Source organism: Mesorhizobium sp. M0954 (assembly GCF_040319155.1).
GTDB lineage: Bacteria > Pseudomonadota > Alphaproteobacteria > Rhizobiales > Rhizobiaceae > Mesorhizobium.
Genome location: NZ_JAMYNR010000007.1, coordinates 138,227 through 158,476, shown reverse-complemented (window position 1 = coordinate 158,476; position 20,250 = coordinate 138,227). Strand labels below are relative to the sequence as shown.

The window sequence follows — 20,250 nt, the reverse complement described above, 5'->3', positions numbered from 1 at the left end:
AAGGGTATTCCATGAGCGGCATCAACGACTACATCGACAATGAAGTGAAGGGCAACGACGTCGTTCTCTTCATGAAGGGCACGCCCGGCTTCCCGCAATGCGGATTTTCCGGCCAGGTCGTGCAGATCCTCGACTATATCGGCGCCGACTATAAGGGCGTCGACGTGCTGACGTCGGCCGAACTGCGGCAAGGCATCAAGGACTATTCCAACTGGCCGACCATCCCGCAGCTCTACGTCAAGGGCGAGTTCGTCGGCGGCTGCGACATCATCCGCGAGATGTTCCAGGCGGGCGAATTGCAGACCTTCCTCGTCGAAAAGGGCGTCAGCGTCAAAGGCGCCGCCTGACTTCTGTTTCTGCGTATGACCTTCCGCCTGCGATTTTCGGGGGTCATGCGCTAAGCGCCGGGGCAGCCCCCACCTTGGCAAAAAGTTCTGCCCGCTATCGGGCAATCAACGAATGGATGCGTCGGCCAGCCGGCGCATTTTCGTTTGAGGATCGGACTGGCCTTGGATCAGCAAGCACAAGCGCAGCAAAAGGCAAGCACCTTGCCCATTCCGCGCTGGGAATTCATTGCGCTGTGCGCGGCGCTGATGGCGCTCAATTCGCTGGCAATCGACATTATTTTGCCGGCGCTGCAGCAGATCGGCGCTTCGCTTGGCATCGAAAATGAAAACCACCGGCAATATGTTGTCACCGCCTATATCCTTGGCTTTGGCGGCGGACAGCTGTTCTTCGGGCCGATCTCGGACCGCTTCGGGCGCCGCGCGCCGCTTGTCGCAGGGCTGGTGATCTACGTCCTGGCGGCCGGCGCTGCGGCAATCGCCCCGTCATTCGCCACGCTTCTGCTATGCCGGGCGGTGCAAGGCATCGGCGCGGCGGCGACGCGCGTCATTGCCGTCTCGATCGTGCGCGATACGTTCGACGGAAGGCGCATGGCCGAAGTCATGTCCTTGATCTTCATGGTGTTCATGGCCATTCCGGTGGTGGCGCCCGGTATCGGCCAGTTCATCATGCTGTTTGCGACCTGGCATGTGATCTTCGTCACCATGGCAGCCGGCGCGCTGATCGTGTCCGCCTGGTCGCTGCTGCGCCTGCCCGAGACACTACACCCCGAATATCGCCGGCCGCTGACGCTGTCCTCCATCATCGGCGGCTTCCGCATCGTTCTCACCAACCGCATCGCGCTCTGCTATGCCTTCGCCAGCACCTTCATCTTCGGCGCCATGTTCGGCTTCATCGCCTCGGCCCAGCAGATCTATGTCAGCGTATTCAATGTCGGCGAGATGTTCCCCGTCATCTTCGCGGGGGTTGCCGGCGTACTTGCTTTTTCGAACTACCTCAACTCGCGCCTCGTCGGCCGCATCGGCATGCGCCGTCTGTCGCAAAGCGCGCTGCTGCTGTTTCTGGCCATCAGCCTTGCCTGGCTGGTCGTTTCCATCGAAATAAAGATGCCGCTCTGGCTCTTCATTACCTTCTTTGCCTGCGCCATGGTCCCGTTCGGCGCGCTTGGCGCGAACTTCAACGCGCTTGCCATGGAGCCGCTGGGGCACCTGGCCGGCACTGCATCGTCGATCCTTGGGTTCATGCAGACATTTCTTGGCGGCATTCTCGGCACGCTGATCGGCCAAGCCTTCAACGGCACGGTGACGCCGCTGGCCGCCGGGTTCTGCAGCGTGTCGGTGGCGGCGCTGCTGATGATCCTGCTGGCCGAGCGCGGCAGACTGTTCCAGCCGCATAACCCGCCGGTTTAATGCACATTGCGCGTGCGCCTAGGATGCACCCTCACTGACCGCGGTGAAGCGAGGGAACAGCGTACGTCCTGCGATTGCTCCACCCATACTGTCCGAAACGGGCAGTGGAAGAGCCTTGTCGAGCGCCTCGAGGACGGAAGCCACGAAGGCTCGGTTGAGCGGACCATCGTCCCCTAGATGGGAGTAGGTGGCGCGCGGCTTGCCGATAAGCGTGCCGTTTCGGCGAATTGAGAACTGCAGTGTCAGGGTCATGCCCGCGGTTCCGCGCGGCGGCTTCCAACAGGCGAAGATCGCGGAGAACATCTCGTCTATGGTGTCGACGGAGTCGGGACTGCGACATGCGCGTTCCCCAGCGCTTGCTTCATTGACACCGGCAACCAAGGCAAGGGCAAAGGCCGTTGCAACAATTGCGGACCGAGGTTTCATTCGAGATCTCCGGTTTCGCACAAGATTGGACAACTTTGGCAGCGAAGAGCTATTCTGCCCAGAGCTCGCGGCGCAGCTCCCGCCAGCTCTCGCGGTCCGGCGCGACCAGCAGGCCACCCCCGACATGCGACGGCAGATAGGCGCTGCCGTCGAAGCGCGCGGCATGGCCGCCGGCCTCCGCATGGATCAGCACGCCGGCCAGGTGGTCCCAAGGCATCAGCTTGTTGTAAACGACGAAATGGCCGTGGCCGCTGGCCAGCAGGCGGTATTCGTGGGCGGCGCAGCGATAATTGAACTGCGATAGCGACTTGGTCTGGTTGCGCGCCAAACGTGAGCGGTCCGGCTCGGGCACATAGTGCCATGAGACCGCACCGGTCATTTCCGACATCGGCGCCGGTTTGGCGACATGGACCTTTTCCAGATCGCCATAGGCATGGCGGATATGGCTGCCGGCGCCACTAACGCCGATCAGCCAATCCTTGCCGACGGGATCGTGAATGATGCCGGCGACCGTCTCGCCCTTGATCACGACGCCAAGCATGACGCCGAAAAGCGGCACGCCGGAGGCGAAGTTGAAGGTGCCGTCGACCGGGTCGATGACGAAGGCGAGTTCGGCATCGCCGAGACCGTCGAGCAGCGTCGGGTCGTCGGAGCAGGCCTCCTCGCCGACGATCATTGCGTGGGGATAACGCTGGCGCAGCCTGGCGGTGATGCGCCGTTCGGCATTGATGTCGGCCTCGGTGACGAGATCGGCGGCCGAGGTCTTGCGACGGACGTCGCCCTCGCTCAACCGGCGAAAGCGCGGCATGATCTCGGCGACGGCGGCTTCCGACAGAAGGTCGGCAAGCCAGTCGATCGCGCTATCGTCAAATGTCATCGGGACGCCTGGTGGTGAGGGTTTCGTTGAGGGCGGCGAAATCGAACAGCTTCCTGTCGAGCAGATGCGAACGCCGCACATTGGTCATGGCGCGGATCATCGTGTCCTTGCGGCCGGGCATGCGCTTCTCGATGTCGTCGAGCATCGCCTTCATGGCGTTGCGCTGCAGGCCTTCCTGGCTACCGCACAGATCGCACGGAATGATCGGGAACTTCATGGCGCCGGCGAATTTCTCGAGATCGGCTTCCGCACAATAGGCGAGCGGCCGCAGCACCATGACATCGCCTTCGTCGTTGAGCAGCTTCGGCGGCATGGCGGCGAGGCGTCCGCCATGGAACAGGTTCATGAAGAAGGTTTCCAGTATGTCCTCGCGGTGATGACCGAGCACCAGCGCCGAGCAGCCCTCCTCGCGGGCAATGCGATAGAGATGGCCGCGCCGCAGCCGCGAGCACAGCGAGCAATAGGTGCTGCCCTCGGCCAGCTTGTCGGTGACCACCGAATAGGTGTCCTGATATTCGATGCGATGCGGAATGGCATGGCTATCGAGATAATCGGGCAATATGTGCTTGGGAAAGTTCGGCTGGCCCTGGTCGAGATTGCAGGCCAACAGCTCGACCGGCAGCAGCCCGCGCCATTTGAGATCGAGCAGCACGGCAAGCAGGCCGTAGGAATCCTTGCCGCCCGACAGAGCGATCAGCCAACGGTCGCCGGGTCTCACCATGGCGAAATCGTCGATCGCCTGGCGGGCAAGCCGCAACAGCCGCTTGCGCAGCTTGTTGAACTCGACGGAGGACGGCACATCGGCAAACAGCGGATGAAAGCCGCCTTCGGTATCGGCGACCGGTTCGAGTGTTTCGGCGTCTGGCAGCATATTCATGGCGCGTCGGCCCCAAGATCCTGTTGCCGCCCGCAGTAGCGCATCGGACCGGAAACCGAAATCGATTTCGGAATCACGCCGTGGAAAAGGAACGAAAAAGAAAAGGCCGCCTCGACGGGCGGCCTTCGATTGTATCGCGACGAACGCGCCGATCAGCGCGAATAGAACTCGACGACCAGGTTCGGTTCCATCTGCACGGCAAACGGAACGTCCGCCAGGCCGGGGATGCGCGTGAAAGCCGCGGTCATCTTGTTGTGATCGGCCTCGATATAATCGGGCACGTCGCGCTCGGCCAGGCCCACCGATTCCAGCACGATGACCAGCTGCTTCGACTTCTCGCGCACTTCGATGACATCGCCCGGCTTGCAGCGGTACGAGCCGATGTTGACGCGCTTGCCGTTGACGTTGACGTGGCCGTGATTGACGAACTGGCGCGCCGCAAAGATGGTCGGCACGAACTTGGCGCGGTAGACGACCGCGTCGAGGCGCGATTCGAGCAGGCCGATCAGGTTCTCCGAGGTGTCGCCCTTGCGGCGGTCCGCCTCTTCATAGACCTTGCGGAACTGCTTTTCCGAAACGTCGCCATAGTGGCCCTTCAGCTTCTGCTTGGCGCGCAGCTGCAGGCCGAAATCGGAAAGCTTGCCTTTGCGACGCTGGCCATGCTGGCCGGGGCCGTATTCACGCTTGTTGACCGGGGACTTCGGGCGGCCCCAGATGTTTTCGCCAAGACGGCGGTCGATCTTGTACTTCGCGGATTCGCGCTTGCTCATCGCATTCCCTTTCAAAACAATGCACCCGGAACCTTATGGTCCGGGTGAAGGAAACGCGCCCTCCTCTGGCCTCCGTTTTCGAGACCTGACAGGGTTTTCCACGCAACGCGACGGAAAACCCACGGGACACGTCATTTCAAACAAGACATAAGGAAAGTAAAACCGGCTTCCCAAACGTCTTGCACACATAAGGAAAACCACCGGGCATTGCGGCCCGGTGTTGGTGGGCTGGTTAAACGGAGATTTAACCGCTGTCAAGCTTCTGGCTGGCGCGAATCGCCGAACCGGATAGTGTTACGGTTGTAGAACGTGCCGGATGTGGCGGGAGGTTGCGCCAGCGGCATCAGGAAGGGACTGAAGTCAGAGGAGCTGGAATTCGCATGAAGAAGTTCTTCCTTACGTTGGTAGGCGCCGCGGTGATGGCCGGCACGATGGCGGTCGCGCCCGAGCCGGCGCAGGCCCGGCATTGGCATGGGCACAGGCATCACCAGGTCTGCCGCATCGTGGTCAAGAAGAAGGTGGTGTGGCGCCACGGTCATCGCAAGGTGATCCGCTACAAAGTGCGGCGCTGCGGGTGGGGCTGGAACTGGTAATTTTCGTCCTCGCCCGTTGAGACTTCATGGCCCGCGGCTCAGCCGCGGGCCTTTTATTGACCGGCATCCGCCGTCAGAATGGCCAGTCGATCAGTGTTTCGACTTCTTTTCCGGCAGGCCCTTGCGCTTGGTCTCGGCGAATTCCTCGAGCTGTTTTTCGCTCATGGATTTATACATTCCCTTCGACGCGCCTTTGAGCGCGCCCTTCTTGGTCTCGCCGCGCTTGGCTGACAATGCCGCGCCGGCCGCTTTCTGCTGGGCTTTTGAGGTGGCTGGCATGATGGTTTCTCCCGTTTCCAATGAGAGGAAAACGCATTGTCCGGTGTGATGTTCCCAAAGCGAAAATTGCCTGCGATCAGGATATCGCCAGGCCAAATCCCTGCATCAGCCGGCGCGTCGGAAAATCGGCGCTGTTCGAGGTGAAGAATGCAAGGTCGGCGCCTTCCGGCAGTGCCTCTCTGCGATAGCGGGCCTCGGTATCGGCAAGCAGCGACAGCGCCCGGCGTGCGATCGCCTCGGCCGGATCGAGCCAGTCGACCGGCCACGGTGCTGTCTTGCGCATGCGGTTGGCCAAAAACGGATAATGGGTGCAGGCAAGCACGACGATGTCGGTGCGCAGGCCGTCATGCTCGACGAAGCACGGCGCGATCTCGGCGCGCACGGCGTCCTCGTCGACAAAACCGTCGCGCATATAGGCTTCGGCCAATCCAGCCAGCCTGTCGCTGCCGACCAGGCGGACGTGGCATTTCTGCGCCCATTTGCTGATCAGGTCGCGCGTGTACTGGCGCTTGACGGTGCCGGGCGTAGCCAGCACCGAAACCAGACCTGAGCGCGTGCGTTCCGCCGCCGGCTTGATGGCCGGCACAGTGCCGACGAAAGGGTGGCCGGGAAACCTCTCGCGCAACGCATCGATGACCAGCGTCGAGGCGGTGTTGCAGGCGATGACCGAAATGGCCGGCGAAAACCGTTCGAGCAGCCTGGCGAACAACTCCAGGATATGTGTTCTCAGCGCCGGCTCCTCCCAGCCGCCGAAGGGGAACGCCGCGTCGTCGGCGACATAGATGAAGCGGCGGTCAGGCATCAGCACGCGCGCCTCACGCAGCACGGTGAGGCCGCCAATGCCGGAATCGAACATCAGGATCGGACGGGCGCTCGATGGATCGGTCATTGTCATTGAGTCACTAAGGGCTGGGAATCACTAAGGGCTGGGAATCACAAACGAGATCACGGGGGAAGGCCCGGCCCATGCTTTCTGCTTCGGCCAATGATGCTTTATCCCGGCCGCTTCTATGTGGAACCATCATGGCCTTGATGCGGCGAGCCGGTCACACAAGGCCGCGCTTGCCGAAGCCGCCGGGCCGCGGCCGGCCGTTCGCCGGAGATGCAGGTTGAGATGCAGGGTGGTTCGACGGCACCGGCGCGGCCCGCGTGGCGTAGGCTGCAGCCAGGGCCGTCGCGCCGGTGGCTGACGCTGAATGGAGCGCGGCGGTGCCGCGCAGCGGCCCGGGCGGGTCGAAATCGTCGAAACTCAGGGATGACGCCATATCCGCAGAGCCACCGCCCGCCTGCTTGCCCGCCAAGATGACGGCCCACAGCCCGACAAGAGCTAATCCCAGCAGGTTAAGGCCGGAATGCGAATCTTCGCCGTCGAATTTTACGACAAGAACAGTGCCGGCCTGCAGGATCGCGAACAGCGTCGAGAACACGATATACGACCAAAGGATCCAACCCGACCCTTGCGCGTCGCGGCTTCGACGCCAGGCGAAATTCGCGCGGAACAGAACGATCACCAGCGAGGTAACGAGAACAGCCGCGGCCAGCCCTTCCCTGGAAGGACCGGGTTTCGAATTGGCCAAACCCTCGAAGCCGACGGTCCCCACGACGCACAGCACGAATGTCACGATTTCCGCAAAGACCAGTGCCCCTGAGTACAAGAAAAAGCGAAGACGGCCGATATTTGAATTGAACATCGAAAGAACCCATCGTTTTCCAGACAATGGATCACACCAAATAACATTCGGTTACTGGTGAGGTATGGGTCGTTCCGAGGCTAGTCTTTGTCTTTCGCCCTCGCAGCGCGTGCCGCGGCCGCCGGAAGCCGCCTTGGATCGTCGCCGGGCGATCCGTCGCCGCGCGGCATGGCCGGCGAGAACCTGTCCAGCGATGATATGATGCCGCGCAGCACCTTGAGCTCCGGCTCGGCAAAGCCGGGGCGGGTCAGCACTGCACGCAAATTGTCGACCATCTTCGGCTTCTTCGCTGCCGGGCGGAAATAGCCGCGCGCCTCCAGTGCACCTTCCAGATACGCCAACAGGCCGTGCAATTCTTCCTTGGCAGCCGGCGGCATTTCGGGGCCGGAGAAGTTGGTCCTGGTCTCGTCTTCAAGGCCGGACTTCATCCATTCATAGGACATCAGCAGGGCCGCCTGGGCGATGTTGAGCGAGGAGAAGGCTGGATCGACGGGGAAAGTGACGATCTCGTCGGCAAGGCCGACCTCGTCATTATAGAGGCCGAAGCGCTCGCGGCCGAACAGGATGCCGGTGCGCTGGCCGGCCCGCTGCCGCGCGCGCAGCGCCCTGCCCGCCTCGACCGGACCGCGCACCGGCTTGAAATTGTCGCGCGCGCGCGCCGTGGTGGCGAAGACGAAGTTCAGATCGGCAATCGCCGAGGCCAGGTCATCGAACACCGTGACGGCATCGATGACGTGGTCGGCGCGGCTTGCGGCGGCACGCGCCTTCTCGCTCGGCCAGCCGTCGCGCGGATTGACGAGCCGCAGCTCGGTAAGACCGAAATTGGCCATGGCGCGCGCAACCATGCCGATATTCTCGCCGAGCTGCGGCTCGACCAGGATGATCGCCGGTCCGGACGCTGGAGTTCCGGAGGCAAGAGGGGTGGCGGGATCCTGGGTAGCGGCCATGGCTGTCAGTGAACTGCTGTTTGCGGCATTTCGCAGTCCCCTGCCACATTTGGCGGCGAAAATGAAGCTTTCGCAAGGAATGCCGGCACTACGGCGCGGTTCGCCGTTTGCGCGGCCAAAAAGCCTTTGATATACGGGCCGCATCCCAGGGCCGGCAGCCGTGCGGGCAAGGCCGTTCCGTTCCCCAAAAGCGAGGCATTCTTTCCATGGCGAAGATCAAGGTGGCGAACCCGGTCGTCGAACTCGACGGCGACGAGATGACCCGCATCATCTGGCAGTTCATCAAGGACAAGCTGATCCACCCTTATCTCGACCTCAAGCTCGAATATTACGACCTCGGCATCGAGCACCGCGACGCCACCAACGACCAGGTGACCATCGATTCGGCCAATGCCATCAAGAAATACGGCGTCGGCGTGAAATGCGCGACGATCACGCCCGACGAGCAGCGCGTCGAGGAATTCAAGCTGAAGAAGATGTGGAAGTCGCCGAACGGCACCATCCGCAACATCCTCGGCGGCACCATCTTTCGCGAGCCGATCATCATGAAGAACGTGCCGCGGCTGGTGCCCGGCTGGACCAAGCCGATCATCGTCGGCCGCCACGCCTTCGGCGACCAGTACCGCGCCACCGACTTCCGCTTCCCCGGCAAGGGCAAGCTGACGATCAAATTCGTCGGCGAGGACGGCCAGGTGATCGAGCACGACGTCTTCGACGCACCCGGCGCCGGCGTCGCCATGGCCATGTACAATCTCGACGAATCGATCCGCGAATTCGCCCGCGCCTCCCTGAACTACGGCCTGCTGCGTAATTACCCCGTCTACCTCTCGACCAAGAACACCATCCTCAAAGCCTATGACGGCCGCTTCAAGGACATCTTCCAGGAGGTCTACGAGGCGGAGTTCGAAACAGAATTCAAAGCTAAGAAGCTCTGGTACGAGCACCGGCTGATCGACGACATGGTGGCCTCGAGCCTGAAATGGTCGGGTGGCTATGTCTGGGCCTGCAAGAATTATGACGGCGACGTGCAGTCCGACACGGTGGCGCAAGGCTTCGGCTCGCTCGGCCTGATGACCTCGGTGCTGATGACGCCGGACGGCAAGACCGTCGAGGCGGAAGCCGCGCACGGCACCGTCACCCGCCACTATCGCCAGCACCAGAAGGGCGAGGAGACCTCGACCAATTCGATCGCCTCGATCTTTGCCTGGACGCGCGGCCTCGCGCACCGCGCCAAGCTCGACGACAATGCCGAACTGAGGCGCTTTGCCGAGACGCTGGAAAGGGTCTGCATCCAGACGGTCGAGTCCGGCTTCATGACCAAGGACCTGTCGCTGCTGATCGGCCCCGACCAGCCATGGCTTTCGACCACCGGCTTCCTCGACAAGATCGACGAGAATTTGCAGAAAGCGATGGCCTGAGCCCAACCGGCATGGGCAAGCCCGTCGTCTACGGCGCGGACTACAGCGTCTATGTGCGCATCGTGCGGCTGGTGCTGGAGGAAAAGGGCGTCGGCTACGAGCTCGTGCCCGTCGACATCTTTGCCGCGGACGGCATTCCCGGCTGGTATTTCGAGCACCAGCCGTTCGGCCGCATCCCGGCCTTCGAGCATGACGGCTTTCGCCTCTACGAGACCGGCGCGATTGCCCGTTATGTCGACGAAGCCTTTGGCGGCCCGGCGCTGCAACCGGTCGAAGCCCGGCCTCGAGCACGCATGAACCAGATCACCGGCCTGCTCGACGCCTATGCCTACAGGACCATGGTCTGGGATGTCGCTGTCGAGCGGCTGGAAACAACGCCGCCCGACGAAGCGGTGATCGCCAACGGGTTGCGGCAGGCAAGAACGGCATTGCAGGCGCTCTCCTCGCTGAAAGCCGAAGGGCCTTGGCTGTTGGGAACGGACCTGACGCTGGCCGACCTGCACGCCGCACCGATCATCGGCTATTTCGTCAAGGTCGCCGAGGGACAAGCCCTGCTGGCCGAGTTTGCCGAGATCCGGGATTGGTATGCGCGCATCACTCAACGCGCGAGTTTTGCGAAAACCGAAAAGGCAGGGTGAAACCGCGGCGAGGCGCGGCAACTTCGCACGACCTGGGTTCCTCGCCCCGCTTGCGGGGAGAGGTGGCTCGGCGAAGCCGAGACGGAGAGGGGAAATCGGCGCATTCCTAAAGCGCCTTTTGATTGCGCGGGCCCCCTCTCCGGCCGGTTCGCGGCCACCTCTCCCCCACTTCGTGGGGGCGAGGAACCGGAGGCAAGCCGCTCAATCGGGAAGGTAGATCTCCGCCTTCATGAAGGTCTTCGCACGGCCTGTGATCAGCACGCGATCTCCGGCCAGTTCGCATAGCAAATGCCCGCCGCGCTGCGAGCATTGGAATGCCGACAGATGCGTCTTGCCGAGTTTTTCAGACCAGTAAGGCACCAGCGTCGCATGAATGGAGCCGGTTACCGGATCCTCGGGAATGCCCGCCCCAGGCACGAAGTAACGGGAGACGAAATCGTGGGCTCGCCCAGGCGCGGTAATAACCAGGCCGAGAGGATGAAAACGTCCGATCCTGAGCAGATCGGGAACGAAAGATCGCACGGTTGTCTCGTCGGCAAGCTCGACAAACAGGTTCTCGAAATTGCGGAAGCTCGCAACCGGCCGCTGAGGCAATATCGCTTGCAGCGCCGAGTTCAGCTCTTCCTCGACGGGCTGCGGCGGAAAACAAGGCAGATCGAGCTGATAGCCCCCTTCCCACCGGGAAACCCGCAGCTCGCCGACCCGGGTGGCGAAGGCCATTTCGCCCTGACCATTGTATTCCGTAGCCAGCACATGGGCGGCCGCAAGAGTGGCGTGGCCGCAGAAGTCGACTTCATGGACCGGCGTGAACCAGCGCAAATCCCAACCTTTGCCATTCGGCCGCACAAACGCGGTTTCAGCAAGATTGTTTTCGTTGGCAATGGCCTGCATTACCTGCTCCGACAGCCATTCCTCTAAAAGGAGAACGGCGGCAGGGTTACCCTGGAAGGCCCGTTCGGCAAAGGCATCGACCTGATACATCGTCAGCGTCGGCATATCGGCCCTCAAAGATATCCGCTGGGCGACGCGCCATTTCGGCCGTGCCGCCCCCGGTGCAGGTTCACGCCGCTTCGAGAGCCGCCTTCACCGCAGCGATCGCGTCTTCGGCCTTCGAGGCGTCCGGGCCGCCGGCCTGAGCCATATCGGGTCGCCCGCCGCCGCCCTGCCCGCCCAATGCCGCGGACGCGACGCGCACCAGATCGATGGCGCTGAAGCGGCCGGTCAGATCATCGGTGACGGCGACGACGACGCTTGCCTTGTTGTCCTCGCCGGCGCCGACAAAGACGACGATGCCGGAGCCGAGCGACTTCTTGCCGGCATCGGCCAACGGCTTAAGATCCTTTGGCGAGACGCCCGATACCGCCTTGCCGAGAAAACCGACACCGGCAATGGTTTCGTTTTCCGCCGGCACACCGGCTGGCGAGCGATCGCCCAGCGCCAGCTTCTTGCGCGCCTCTGTCAGCTCCTTTTCGAGCTTCTTGCGTTCGTCGAGCAGCGCCTCGACGCGGGCCGGCACATCGGCCGGCGAAATCTTCAGCGCGGCGGCGGCCGCCTTCAGCCGCTTGTCCTGTTCGTCGAGATGCTTTCTGGCCGCCTCGCCGGTCAACGCCTCGATGCGGCGAACGCCGGCAGCGACCGCGCTGTCGGACAGGATGCGCACCAAGCCGATATCGCCGGTCGCCCTGACATGCGTGCCGCCGCATAGCTCGACCGAATAAGGCCGGTTGGCCTTGGCGCCATGCAAGCCCGTGCCCATCGAAACGACGCGCACTTCATCGCCATATTTCTCGCCAAACAGCGCCATGGCGCCTTCGGCAATGGCGTCGTCGACAGACATCAGCCGCGTGGTTACAGGGCCGTTCTGAACGACGATCTCGTTTGCCATGCGCTCGACCTCTTCGAGCTCGTCAGGCGAGATCGGCTTGTTGTGGGAGATGTCGAAGCGCAGACGCTCGGGCGCAACCAGCGAGCCCTTCTGCGCGACATGGGTACCCAGCACCTCGCGCAGCGCCTCATGGATCAGATGCGTGGCGGAATGGTTCGCGCGCAGCCTGGAGCGGCGCGCGTGGTCCACCTTCAGCTCGACGGTCGCGCCCGTCTTGACCGTGCCGTTAGCCACCCTGCCGAGATGGACGAAAAGCCCATCGGCCTTCTTCTGGGTATCGGATATCTCGATCGAGAACCCGTCGCCCGAAATGACGCCGGTATCGCCCATCTGGCCACCGGATTCGCCATAGAACGGCGTCTGGTTGACAACCACGGCAACGGCGTCGCCCTTGCCGGCGCTGTCGACGGTCTTGCCGTCCTTGACCAGCGCTTGGATGAGGCCTTCCGCCTGCTCGGTCTCATACCCCAGGAATTCGGTGGCGCCGGTCTCCTCACGCACCGCGAACCATATCGTCTCGGTTGCGGCCTCACCGGAACCAGCCCAGCTTTTGCGCGCCTCCGCCTTCTGCCGCTCCATCGCCTCGGTGAAGCCGGCAAGGTTGACCGAGATGTTGCGCTGGCGCAGCGCGTCCTGCGTCAGATCGAGCGGAAAGCCATAGGTGTCGTAGAGCTTGAACGCTGTCTCGCCATCCAGCATGTCGCCGGAGGCCAGCTTTTCCGTCGCCTCGGAAAGCAAGCCCAAGCCGCGCACCAGCGTCTTGCGGAAACGAGTTTCCTCAAGCTTCAGCGTTTCGGTGATCATCTGTTCGCCGCGCACCAGTTCCGGGTAGGCTTGGCCCATCTCGCGGACCAGTGCCGGCACCAGGCGCCACATCAGCGGATCGCGGGCGCCGAGCAACTGCGCGTGGCGCATGGCGCGGCGCATGATGCGACGAAGCACGTAGCCGCGTCCTTCGTTGGACGGCAGCACGCCGTCGGCGACCAGGAAGCAGGACGAACGCAAATGGTCGGCGATGACGCGGAACGATGCGACGGTGCCCGCATCCGGACCTTTGCCAAGCGCCGACGACGCAGCGTCGATCAGGTGGCGGAACAGGTCGGTTTCGAAGACGCTTTCAACGCCTTGCAGGATGGATGCCATGCGCTCGAGGCCCATGCCTGTGTCGATCGACGGACGCGGCAGGTCGACGCGCTCGTCCTTCGTCACCTGTTCGTACTGCATGAACACCAGGTTCCAGAATTCAAGGAAACGGTCGCCATCCTCCTCGGGGCTGCCAGGAGGGCCGCCCCAGATATGCTCGCCACGGTCGATGAATATCTCCGAACACGGCCCGCAAGGTCCAGTGTCGCCCATTGCCCAGAAATTGTCCGAAGTCGCGATGCGGATGATGCGATCGTCCGAAAGGCCGGCGATCTTCTTCCAGTACGAGGCCGCCTCGTCGTCGGTGTGGTAGACGGTGACCAGCAGCTTGTCCTTCTTCAGCCCGAACTCCCTGGTGATCAGGTTCCAGGCAAGCTCTATGGCCCGCTCCTTGAAATAGTCGCCGAAGGAGAAATTGCCGAGCATCTCGAAGAAGGTCAGGTGGCGCGCGGTGTAGCCGACATTGTCGAGGTCGTTGTGCTTGCCGCCGGCGCGAACACTCTTCTGGGCAGTCGTGGCGCGCGAATACGGCCGCTTCTCCAGACCGGTGAAAACGTTCTTGAACTGCACCATGCCGGCATTGGTGAACATCAGCGTCGGGTCGTTGCGCGGCACCAGCGGGCTTGACGCGACGACCTCGTGACCTTCCTTGCGAAAATAGTCGAGAAATGCCGACCGGATCTCGTTGACGCCACTCATGAATACTGCCTTTTCGAGAGAACCGCCGGCTGCCGGCGGAAAATAGACATGGCCTTTTAGCGGTCGCACCGCAGCCTGTCCAGAAACACCAAATGGTCTCAAATCCCGGCTTTCACCAGCGCCTTGAAATGCGTCTGCCTCGCCGTCAAACGCGAACCGCCGGCCATGGGCCGGCGGTTCGAAACGCATCGATTACGCAAACTCAAAATCAAAACATCAAATCGAAACCTGGCTGAGGCTCAGCGAGGCGTCGCTTGCCCTACATCACCCCAGCGTCGTCCTCGAAACCGTCGTCGCTGCTTTCGGAGCCGCCGTTCTCAAGGAATTTCTCAGCAATCAGCCCGGCATTCTGCCGTAGCGCCAGCTCGATCTCGCGCGCCGTGTCGGGATTGTCGCGCAGGAACAGTTTTGCGTTTTCGCGGCCCTGGCCAAGACGCTGCGAATTGTAGGAGAACCAGGCGCCCGACTTTTCGACCACGCCCGCCTTGACGCCGAGATCGACCAGCTCGCCGGTCTTCGAGACGCCCTCGCCATACATGATGTCGAACTCGACCACCTTGAAGGGCGGCGCCAGCTTGTTCTTGACGACCTTGACGCGGGTCTGGTTGCCGACGACCTCGTCGCGATCCTTGACCGAGCCGATGCGGCGGATGTCGAGGCGGACCGAGGCATAGAATTTCAACGCATTGCCGCCGGTCGTCGTCTCGGGCGAACCGAACATGACGCCGATCTTCATGCGGATCTGGTTGATGAAGATGACCATGGTGTTGGAGCGCGAGATCGAGGCGGTGAGCTTGCGCAGTGCCTGGCTCATCAGGCGGGCCTGCAGGCCGGGCAGCGAATCGCCCATCTCGCCTTCGATTTCCGCCCGCGGCGTCAACGCCGCCACCGAATCGACCACCAGCACGTCGATGGCGCCGGAGCGCACCAGCGTGTCGCAGATCTCCAGCGCCTGCTCGCCGGTATCGGGCTGCGAGATCAGCAGGTTTTCGAGATCGACGCCGAGCTTGCGGGCATAGACCGGGTCGAGCGCGTGCTCGGCATCGACGAAGGCGCAGATGCCGCCCTTCTTCTGGGCTTCGGCCACCGTGTGCAGCGCCAGCGTCGTCTTGCCCGAGCTTTCCGGCCCGTAGATCTCGACGATGCGGCCGCGTGGCAGGCCGCCGACGCCAAGCGCGATGTCCAGCCCAAGCGAGCCGGTCGGCACCGTTTCGATCTCGACGACCTGCTCGTTCGCGCCGAGCCGCATGATCGAGCCCTTGCCGAAGGCACGCTCGATTTGCGACAGCGCCGCATCCAGAGCCTTTGATTTATCCACCGCTTTGTCCTCTACAAGCCGCAAAGAATTCTGAGCCATGATACATCACCCCGTGGTCGTCAATGGAGGCCGGACAATCCCGCAATCCTTAAAAGAATGTACCTCATTTGTTCTCATTTGTCAATGAGCACCAAGGATTTGAAAAATAACGTATATCGCTATTTGTTCTATTTTTGTTTCGCAATTATCGCTTCCGATGTGTCTCGCCTCGCATGCGGCGCCGTTGCCGTCACCAACCGAATCGGACCCGCGATTGCGGGGTTCCGCCCGGCGACCTAGTCTCTCCGGGCAACAGCTAAAGGGCATTTTGACGGCATGATCAAATCCTCGACGATCCTGGCCGTGGGCGGCGCCTATATCGAGCGGCGCGGCCGGGTTGCCGGCGCCTTCGTGCCAGCAGCGTCTAATCCCGGCACGATGCGCGAGCATGTCGGCGGCGCCGTCTTTAACGCCTTGCGCTGTGCGGTGCGACGCGGCGCCTCGGCCTCGCTGCTTTCGGTACGCGGCGGCGATGCCCTGGGCGACACGGTCTTACGCGCCGTCACCGAGGCCGGCATTACCGACCTGTCGGCGGTGTTCCTCGACCGAGCAACGCCAAGCCATACGATGCTGATCGACAGCGACGGCGGGCTGATCGCCGGCCTTGCCGACATGGTGCTCTACGAGCTGGCGCTTCCCAAGCAGATCCGCCGCGCCAAGGTGCGGGAAGCGATCGGTTCGGCCGACGCGGTGCTGTGCGACGCCAACCTGCCGTCGACCGCGCTGGAGCGGCTGGCGGCACTCGCCGCCGGCAAGCCGGTGTTTGCGCTTGCGGTCTCGCCCAACAAAGCGGCGCGGCTGACGCCGGTGCTCGACCGTCTGGCGATGGCCTTCATGAACCGGCCCGAGGCCGGCGTGCTCGCCGGCGTCCAAATCGATCAAGGCATCGTCGACGGCCTGAGACGCGCCGGGCTGAAAAGCGGCGTGATCACCGCCGGCGACGAACCAGTGCTCGGTTTCGACGAATTGAGCGCGTTCTCGATCTCGCCACCGCCGCTGCAAAAGCGGACCGATGCTGCCGGCGCCGGCGACGCATTGGCAGGCGCCACGATCGCTGCCCTGCTGCGCGGCCTGACGCTGCGCGCAGCGCTGCGCGAAGGCGTTGCCGCCGCGATGCTCGCCGACGAGCGCGCCGCCTTCACCAGCGCCAGCTTTGCCGAAGCGCTGGCGCTCGTGCCTGACGCGCGGGAGCTGGCATGAAGTGCGGCCCGGAATTGCCGAAGCATGACGCAGCCTATTTGCCGGCGCGCCGTCCTGCCTCGTAGGCGCGGCGCGCCCAGATCGCCATCTCGTCGGGATCGTCGAGCGCGCTGTCGGGAACGCTCCAATAGGGCATCGACACGAGCTTGCCGTGGCGCGAGCCGGTATAGGTCCATTGCCGGCAGCCGGCCGCTTCGAATTCCGGGGCGCTTTCGGCGTCGGCCTTCAGCATCAATTCGCCACCGATGACGATGGCGACGATGACGCCGTCGAAATAGATGCCCTTGCCGCCGAACAGCTTGCGGATACTGACCGGGCCGAGGCCTTCGAAAAGCTCTTCTATGCGCTCGTTGTCCATGCGGCGATCATGTCACCCGGATTTCCCCTTGTCATCGCCGCAACCGGCGCCATCCTGACAAAGTGCAAATCACTTTCGTCGGAGTTTCTCATGCCGCTTCTGCTCAAAGGGTCCTGCCGGTGCAATGCCGTGCGTTTCGAGGTGGAAAGCCACACGCCGGTGCCGTTCATGCTGTGCTACTGCTCGATCTGCCGCAAGCAGCAGGGCGGCGGCGGTTTTGCCATCAATCTCGGCGCCGATTACGAGACGCTGAAAATCCAGGGCAAGCGCCATCTCGGCGTCTACCGCGCCGAGATCGAGGACGACGAGCACCCGCAACGCGAGACCTCGACGGGCGAGCGGAACTTCTGCACGAAATGCGGGACGGCACTCTGGCTCTACGATCCGACCTGGCCGGAGCTGGTGCATCCGTTTGCCTCAGCGATCGACACAGACCTGCCAAAGCCACCGGAGAAGGTGCATCTGATGCTGAAATACAAAGCGAACTGGGTCGAGCCGGATATCGGCAAGGGCGACAAGGTTTTCGATGTCTACCCGGAGGAGTCGATCGCAGACTGGCACAAGCGAACAGGGATGTGGGTGGATTAGTTGCTCCCGGCCTTAGGTCGGTGCGTGAGAGCCACCCAGCGCTCTATCTGCGCCACATCCGCCCCACTGCGTTGGGCCGCAACCAAGGGATGATCTGCATCATGCAGAAACACCTTCGGACGCTGATCACCGGGCTGAAATACAACATTGGCATGCAGATGCAACGAGCCGGGATACTCAGGAATGTTGTGCATCAGATATCCAAAACAGAGTTCTTCTTCATACTGGCCACTGTCGTATCCATCTCGGTATAGATTCCAGCTTTTTTCCGAGACCGACATCCATACGCCGAAACAGAACTCGCTGGATAGCTGAGGCACTGGCAGAGGCAGCAAGCAACGAACAAACCGATCTGTTACCCCCGACGCACGGCGCACCTCGCAGAAATCTTCATTCTTGCGAAAGGTCGCTCGAGCGGCATCGTCAAGCGTGTCCGTGTCCACGGGCGCACCGAACGCCATATCTGTTGGAAGCCCGGTATATTCCTGACCGCAACAGGCACACCGCCAGCGATATGCCTCGGCACTCATCACCAGAGACGCTAAGCCGCGCTTGCTTCGCGCGCCTCGGCCAGTGCCTTCAGATCGGCCGGCTTCAATTCGACCGATTCGCCGCAGCCGCAGGCCGAACTCTGGTTCGGATTGCGGAAGATGAAACCGGTTCGCAGTGTCGTCTGCTCGAAATCCATCTCGGTGCCGAACAGGAAAAGTGCCGCCTCCGGCGCGACATAGACATGGGCGCCATCGCGCTCGATATGGTCGTCCTTGGTGTTCGGCTCGGTCACCAGATCGACCGTATATTCCATGCCGGCGCAGCCGCCCTTCTTGATGCCAAGGCGAATGCCATGCGCGTTCTCACGGGTCGCGACGATCTCGCGCACCCGGTCGGCAGCCTTTTCGGTCATCGTGATGACGGCGAAGCGTCTCATGTCTTTCCTTCTCCATTCTTTGCAGGTTCAAGGCCTGCCGAATGATCCTCACCTAAAATGGTGAAGTTTTGTACCCGGCGCAAGTGCGCCAGCCTCCGGCTGGTCGGATGCTAGTACCACCCAACCGCCACCTGCGCCTCTTCCGACATGCGGTCGGGCGACCAGGGCGGATCGAAGGTCATGTTGACCTCGACGCCGGAAACGCCTTCGACGGCGCCGACGGCGTTTTCGACCCAGCCCGGCATTTCGCCGGCCACCGGGCAGCCCGGCGCGGTCAGCGTCATATCGATCTTGACCGAGCGGTCGTCTTCGATGTCGATCTTGTAGACCAGGCCGAGCTCATAGATGTCGGCCGGGATTTCCGGGTCGTAGACCGTCTTCAGCGCCGAAACGATGTCGTCGGTCAGCCGCGCCAATTCGTCGGCGGGGATTGTCGATCCGGAAACCGCCGCATTGGTCGTCGCTTCCGAATTGGTCTCGGCGGTGTGGCTGGCATCATCCATGATCGTCACCCGAAGAATTTTCGCGCTTTTTCCAGCGCATCGGCCAAAGCATCGACTTCGGCCCTGGTATTATACATGCCGAACGACGCCCTGCATGTGGATGTTACGCCGAAGCGTTTCAACAGCGGCTGGGCGCAATGCGTGCCGGCGCGGACCGCCACTCCCTGCCGGTCGATGACCATCGACACGTCATGGGCGTGGATGCCCTGCAGCTCGAACGAGATGATGGCGCCCTTGCCGGGCGCATCGCCGAAGATGCGCAGCGAGTTGATGGCGCGCAACCGCTGATGCGCATAGTCCTTCAGATTGGCCTCGTGCGCGGCGATGCGCTCGCGGCCGATCTTTTCCATGTATTCGAGCGCGGCACCAAGCCCGATTGCCTGCACGATCGGCGGCGTGCCGGCCTCGAAACGGTGCGGCGGGTCGTTGTAGGTGACGATGTCTTGCGTCACCTCCTCGATCATCTCGCCGCCGCCCATGAACGGGCGCATGCGCTCCAGAATATCCTTCTTGCCGTAGAGCACGCCGATGCCCGACGGGCCATAGACCTTGTGGCCGGTGAAGACGAAGAAATCGCAGTCGAGATCCTGCACGTCGATCGGCATATGCACGGCGCTCTGGCTGCCGTCGACCAGCACCGGAATGCCGCGCGCGTGCGCGATGCGCACGATCTCCTTCATCGGCGTCACCGTGCCCAGCGCGTTCGACATATGGGTGATGGCAACCAGCCTGGTGCGGTTGGTCAGCCGCTTCTCGAACTCCTCGATGTGAAAGGCGCCGAGATCGTCGACCGGCACCCAGACCAGCTTGGCGCCCTGCCGCTCGCGGATGAAATGCCACGGCACGATGTTGGAATGGTGCTCCATGATCGACAGCACGATCTCGTCGCCCTCGCCGATGTTCGGCATGCCGAAACCATAAGCAACCGTGTTGATCGCCGCCGTGGTGTTGGAGGTGAAGACGATATTGTCGGTGCTCGGCGCATTCAGAAATCTCTGCACTATCTTGCGCGCGTTCTCATAGGCGTCGGTCGCGGCATTCGACAGGAAATGCAGGCCGCGATGGACGTTGGCATATTCCTGGGAATAGGCGTGCTGGATGGCGTCGAGCACCGCCTGCGGTTTCTGCGCCGAGGCGCCATTGTCGAGATAGACCAGCGGTTTGCCGTAGACTTGCCGCGACAGGATCGGGAAGTCGCGGCGGATCGCCTCGACGTCGTAGGGGATGTTTTCGACTTTCTGGTCCATCTCGAAGTCCTTGCCGCGCTGCCGCGTTCCTTCCAACACCCCTCATCCGTCTTGGCGCTTCGCGCCAATCCA

General features: G+C 62.5%; 23 protein-coding genes. 7 read left to right on the top strand and 16 right to left on the bottom strand.

Features of this window, described 5'->3' with window-relative positions; genetic code table 11:
• Positions 1-11: 11 nt before the first annotated feature.
• Positions 12-347 carry a Grx4 family monothiol glutaredoxin gene (gene grxD, locus NKH93_RS12015; protein ID WP_023674712.1) on the top strand — a complete coding sequence of 112 codons (336 nt, stop codon included), beginning with the start codon at positions 12-14 and terminating at the stop codon, positions 345-347.
• Between the two features lie 207 nt (positions 348-554).
• Complete coding sequence (locus tag NKH93_RS12010) at positions 555-1,754, top strand: multidrug effflux MFS transporter (protein WP_502893744.1); 1,200 nt, start codon at positions 555-557, stop codon at positions 1,752-1,754.
• 18 nt (positions 1,755-1,772) lie between these two features.
• On the opposite strand, the gene NKH93_RS12005 is transcribed toward NKH93_RS12010, so the two are convergent.
• The 4 genes from NKH93_RS12005 to rpsD form a co-directional block, all read right to left on the bottom strand.
• A complete protein-coding gene (locus NKH93_RS12005) occupies positions 1,773-2,180 on the bottom strand; it encodes a UCP034077 family protein (protein WP_352474640.1) in 408 nt (135 codons plus the stop codon).
• A gap of 49 nt (positions 2,181-2,229) precedes the next feature.
• Entirely contained in the window at positions 2,230-3,057 is an 828-nt protein-coding gene (locus tag NKH93_RS12000; protein ID WP_352474639.1) for an inositol monophosphatase family protein, read from the bottom strand.
• The gene (gene ttcA, locus NKH93_RS11995; RefSeq protein WP_352738028.1) at positions 3,047-3,934 is read right to left on the bottom strand and encodes a tRNA 2-thiocytidine(32) synthetase TtcA; all 888 of its coding nucleotides are present in this window, start codon (positions 3,932-3,934) and stop codon (positions 3,047-3,049) included. The genes NKH93_RS12000 and ttcA overlap by 11 nt, the downstream gene beginning before the upstream one ends.
• Before the next feature lie 152 nt (positions 3,935-4,086).
• On the bottom strand, positions 4,087-4,704 hold the full coding sequence (rpsD, locus tag NKH93_RS11990) for a 30S ribosomal protein S4 (protein ID WP_023717376.1): 618 nt from the start codon (positions 4,702-4,704) through the stop codon (positions 4,087-4,089).
• A 380-nt stretch (positions 4,705-5,084) separates the two neighbouring features.
• Here rpsD and NKH93_RS11985 point away from each other — a divergent pair, with 380 nt between their 5' ends.
• Positions 5,085-5,297 carry a hypothetical protein gene (locus tag NKH93_RS11985; RefSeq protein WP_023674706.1) on the top strand — a complete coding sequence of 71 codons (213 nt, stop codon included), beginning with the start codon at positions 5,085-5,087 and terminating at the stop codon, positions 5,295-5,297.
• A gap of 90 nt (positions 5,298-5,387) precedes the next feature.
• On the opposite strand, the gene NKH93_RS11980 is transcribed toward NKH93_RS11985, so the two are convergent.
• The 4 genes from NKH93_RS11980 to NKH93_RS11965 form a co-directional block, all read right to left on the bottom strand.
• Complete coding sequence (locus tag NKH93_RS11980) at positions 5,388-5,576, bottom strand: DUF3008 family protein (RefSeq protein WP_023674705.1); 189 nt, start codon at positions 5,574-5,576, stop codon at positions 5,388-5,390.
• 76 nt (positions 5,577-5,652) lie between these two features.
• The gene (murI, locus tag NKH93_RS11975; protein WP_352449390.1) at positions 5,653-6,465 is read right to left on the bottom strand and encodes a glutamate racemase; all 813 of its coding nucleotides are present in this window, start codon (positions 6,463-6,465) and stop codon (positions 5,653-5,655) included.
• Between the two features lie 157 nt (positions 6,466-6,622).
• Entirely contained in the window at positions 6,623-7,267 is a 645-nt protein-coding gene (locus NKH93_RS11970) for a DUF805 domain-containing protein (RefSeq protein WP_502896446.1), read from the bottom strand.
• Positions 7,268-7,347: 80 nt separating this feature from the next.
• Positions 7,348-8,214 carry an RNA methyltransferase gene (locus NKH93_RS11965; RefSeq protein WP_352449388.1) on the bottom strand — a complete coding sequence of 289 codons (867 nt, stop codon included), beginning with the start codon at positions 8,212-8,214 and terminating at the stop codon, positions 7,348-7,350.
• Between the two features lie 206 nt (positions 8,215-8,420).
• On the opposite strand from NKH93_RS11965, the gene NKH93_RS11960 reads away from it, so the two are divergent.
• On the top strand, positions 8,421-9,632 hold the full coding sequence (locus tag NKH93_RS11960; RefSeq protein WP_352449387.1) for an NADP-dependent isocitrate dehydrogenase: 1,212 nt from the start codon (positions 8,421-8,423) through the stop codon (positions 9,630-9,632).
• A gap of 11 nt (positions 9,633-9,643) precedes the next feature.
• Positions 9,644-10,270 (top strand): glutathione S-transferase family protein, encoded by a 627-nt coding sequence (locus tag NKH93_RS11955; protein WP_352970448.1) that lies wholly within the window; start codon positions 9,644-9,646, stop codon positions 10,268-10,270.
• Between the two features lie 201 nt (positions 10,271-10,471).
• Here the strand turns inward: NKH93_RS11955 and NKH93_RS11950 are convergent, their stop codons facing one another.
• The 3 genes from NKH93_RS11950 to recA all read right to left on the bottom strand — a co-directional run bounded on the left by NKH93_RS11950 (position 10,472) and on the right by recA (position 15,354).
• Positions 10,472-11,266: a PhzF family phenazine biosynthesis protein gene (locus NKH93_RS11950; protein WP_352772780.1), complete on the bottom strand. Its 795-nt coding sequence runs from the start codon at positions 11,264-11,266 to the stop codon at positions 10,472-10,474.
• Between the two features lie 64 nt (positions 11,267-11,330).
• Positions 11,331-13,997, bottom strand: coding sequence for an alanine--tRNA ligase (gene alaS / locus NKH93_RS11945; RefSeq protein WP_352970560.1), 2,667 nt, complete (start codon positions 13,995-13,997; stop codon positions 11,331-11,333).
• Between the two features lie 259 nt (positions 13,998-14,256).
• On the bottom strand, positions 14,257-15,354 hold the full coding sequence (recA, locus tag NKH93_RS11940; RefSeq protein ID WP_023674696.1) for a recombinase RecA: 1,098 nt from the start codon (positions 15,352-15,354) through the stop codon (positions 14,257-14,259).
• A 276-nt stretch (positions 15,355-15,630) separates the two neighbouring features.
• Here recA and NKH93_RS11935 point away from each other — a divergent pair, with 276 nt between their 5' ends.
• On the top strand, positions 15,631-16,554 hold the full coding sequence (locus NKH93_RS11935; RefSeq protein WP_352681951.1) for a PfkB family carbohydrate kinase: 924 nt from the start codon (positions 15,631-15,633) through the stop codon (positions 16,552-16,554).
• A gap of 34 nt (positions 16,555-16,588) precedes the next feature.
• Here the strand turns inward: NKH93_RS11935 and NKH93_RS11930 are convergent, their stop codons facing one another.
• A complete protein-coding gene (locus NKH93_RS11930) occupies positions 16,589-16,912 on the bottom strand; it encodes a TfoX/Sxy family protein (RefSeq protein WP_352681953.1) in 324 nt (107 codons plus the stop codon).
• Positions 16,913-17,002: 90 nt separating this feature from the next.
• On the opposite strand from NKH93_RS11930, the gene NKH93_RS11925 reads away from it, so the two are divergent.
• Positions 17,003-17,500, top strand: coding sequence for a GFA family protein (locus tag NKH93_RS11925; RefSeq protein ID WP_352458423.1), 498 nt, complete (start codon positions 17,003-17,005; stop codon positions 17,498-17,500).
• On the opposite strand, the gene NKH93_RS11920 is transcribed toward NKH93_RS11925, so the two are convergent.
• The 4 genes from NKH93_RS11920 to NKH93_RS11905 all read right to left on the bottom strand — a co-directional run bounded on the left by NKH93_RS11920 (position 17,497) and on the right by NKH93_RS11905 (position 20,178).
• Positions 17,497-18,030: a DUF2199 domain-containing protein gene (locus NKH93_RS11920; protein WP_352970445.1), complete on the bottom strand. Its 534-nt coding sequence runs from the start codon at positions 18,028-18,030 to the stop codon at positions 17,497-17,499. The genes NKH93_RS11925 and NKH93_RS11920 overlap by 4 nt on opposite strands.
• A gap of 11 nt (positions 18,031-18,041) precedes the next feature.
• Positions 18,042-18,428: a Fe-S cluster assembly scaffold SufA gene (sufA, locus tag NKH93_RS11915; RefSeq protein ID WP_352970442.1), complete on the bottom strand. Its 387-nt coding sequence runs from the start codon at positions 18,426-18,428 to the stop codon at positions 18,042-18,044.
• A gap of 110 nt (positions 18,429-18,538) precedes the next feature.
• Complete coding sequence (locus tag NKH93_RS11910; protein ID WP_352474719.1) at positions 18,539-18,931, bottom strand: SUF system Fe-S cluster assembly protein; 393 nt, start codon at positions 18,929-18,931, stop codon at positions 18,539-18,541.
• Positions 18,932-18,936: 5 nt separating this feature from the next.
• Positions 18,937-20,178, bottom strand: coding sequence for a cysteine desulfurase (locus NKH93_RS11905; protein ID WP_352970440.1), 1,242 nt, complete (start codon positions 20,176-20,178; stop codon positions 18,937-18,939).
• Positions 20,179-20,250: the final 72 nt, after the last annotated feature.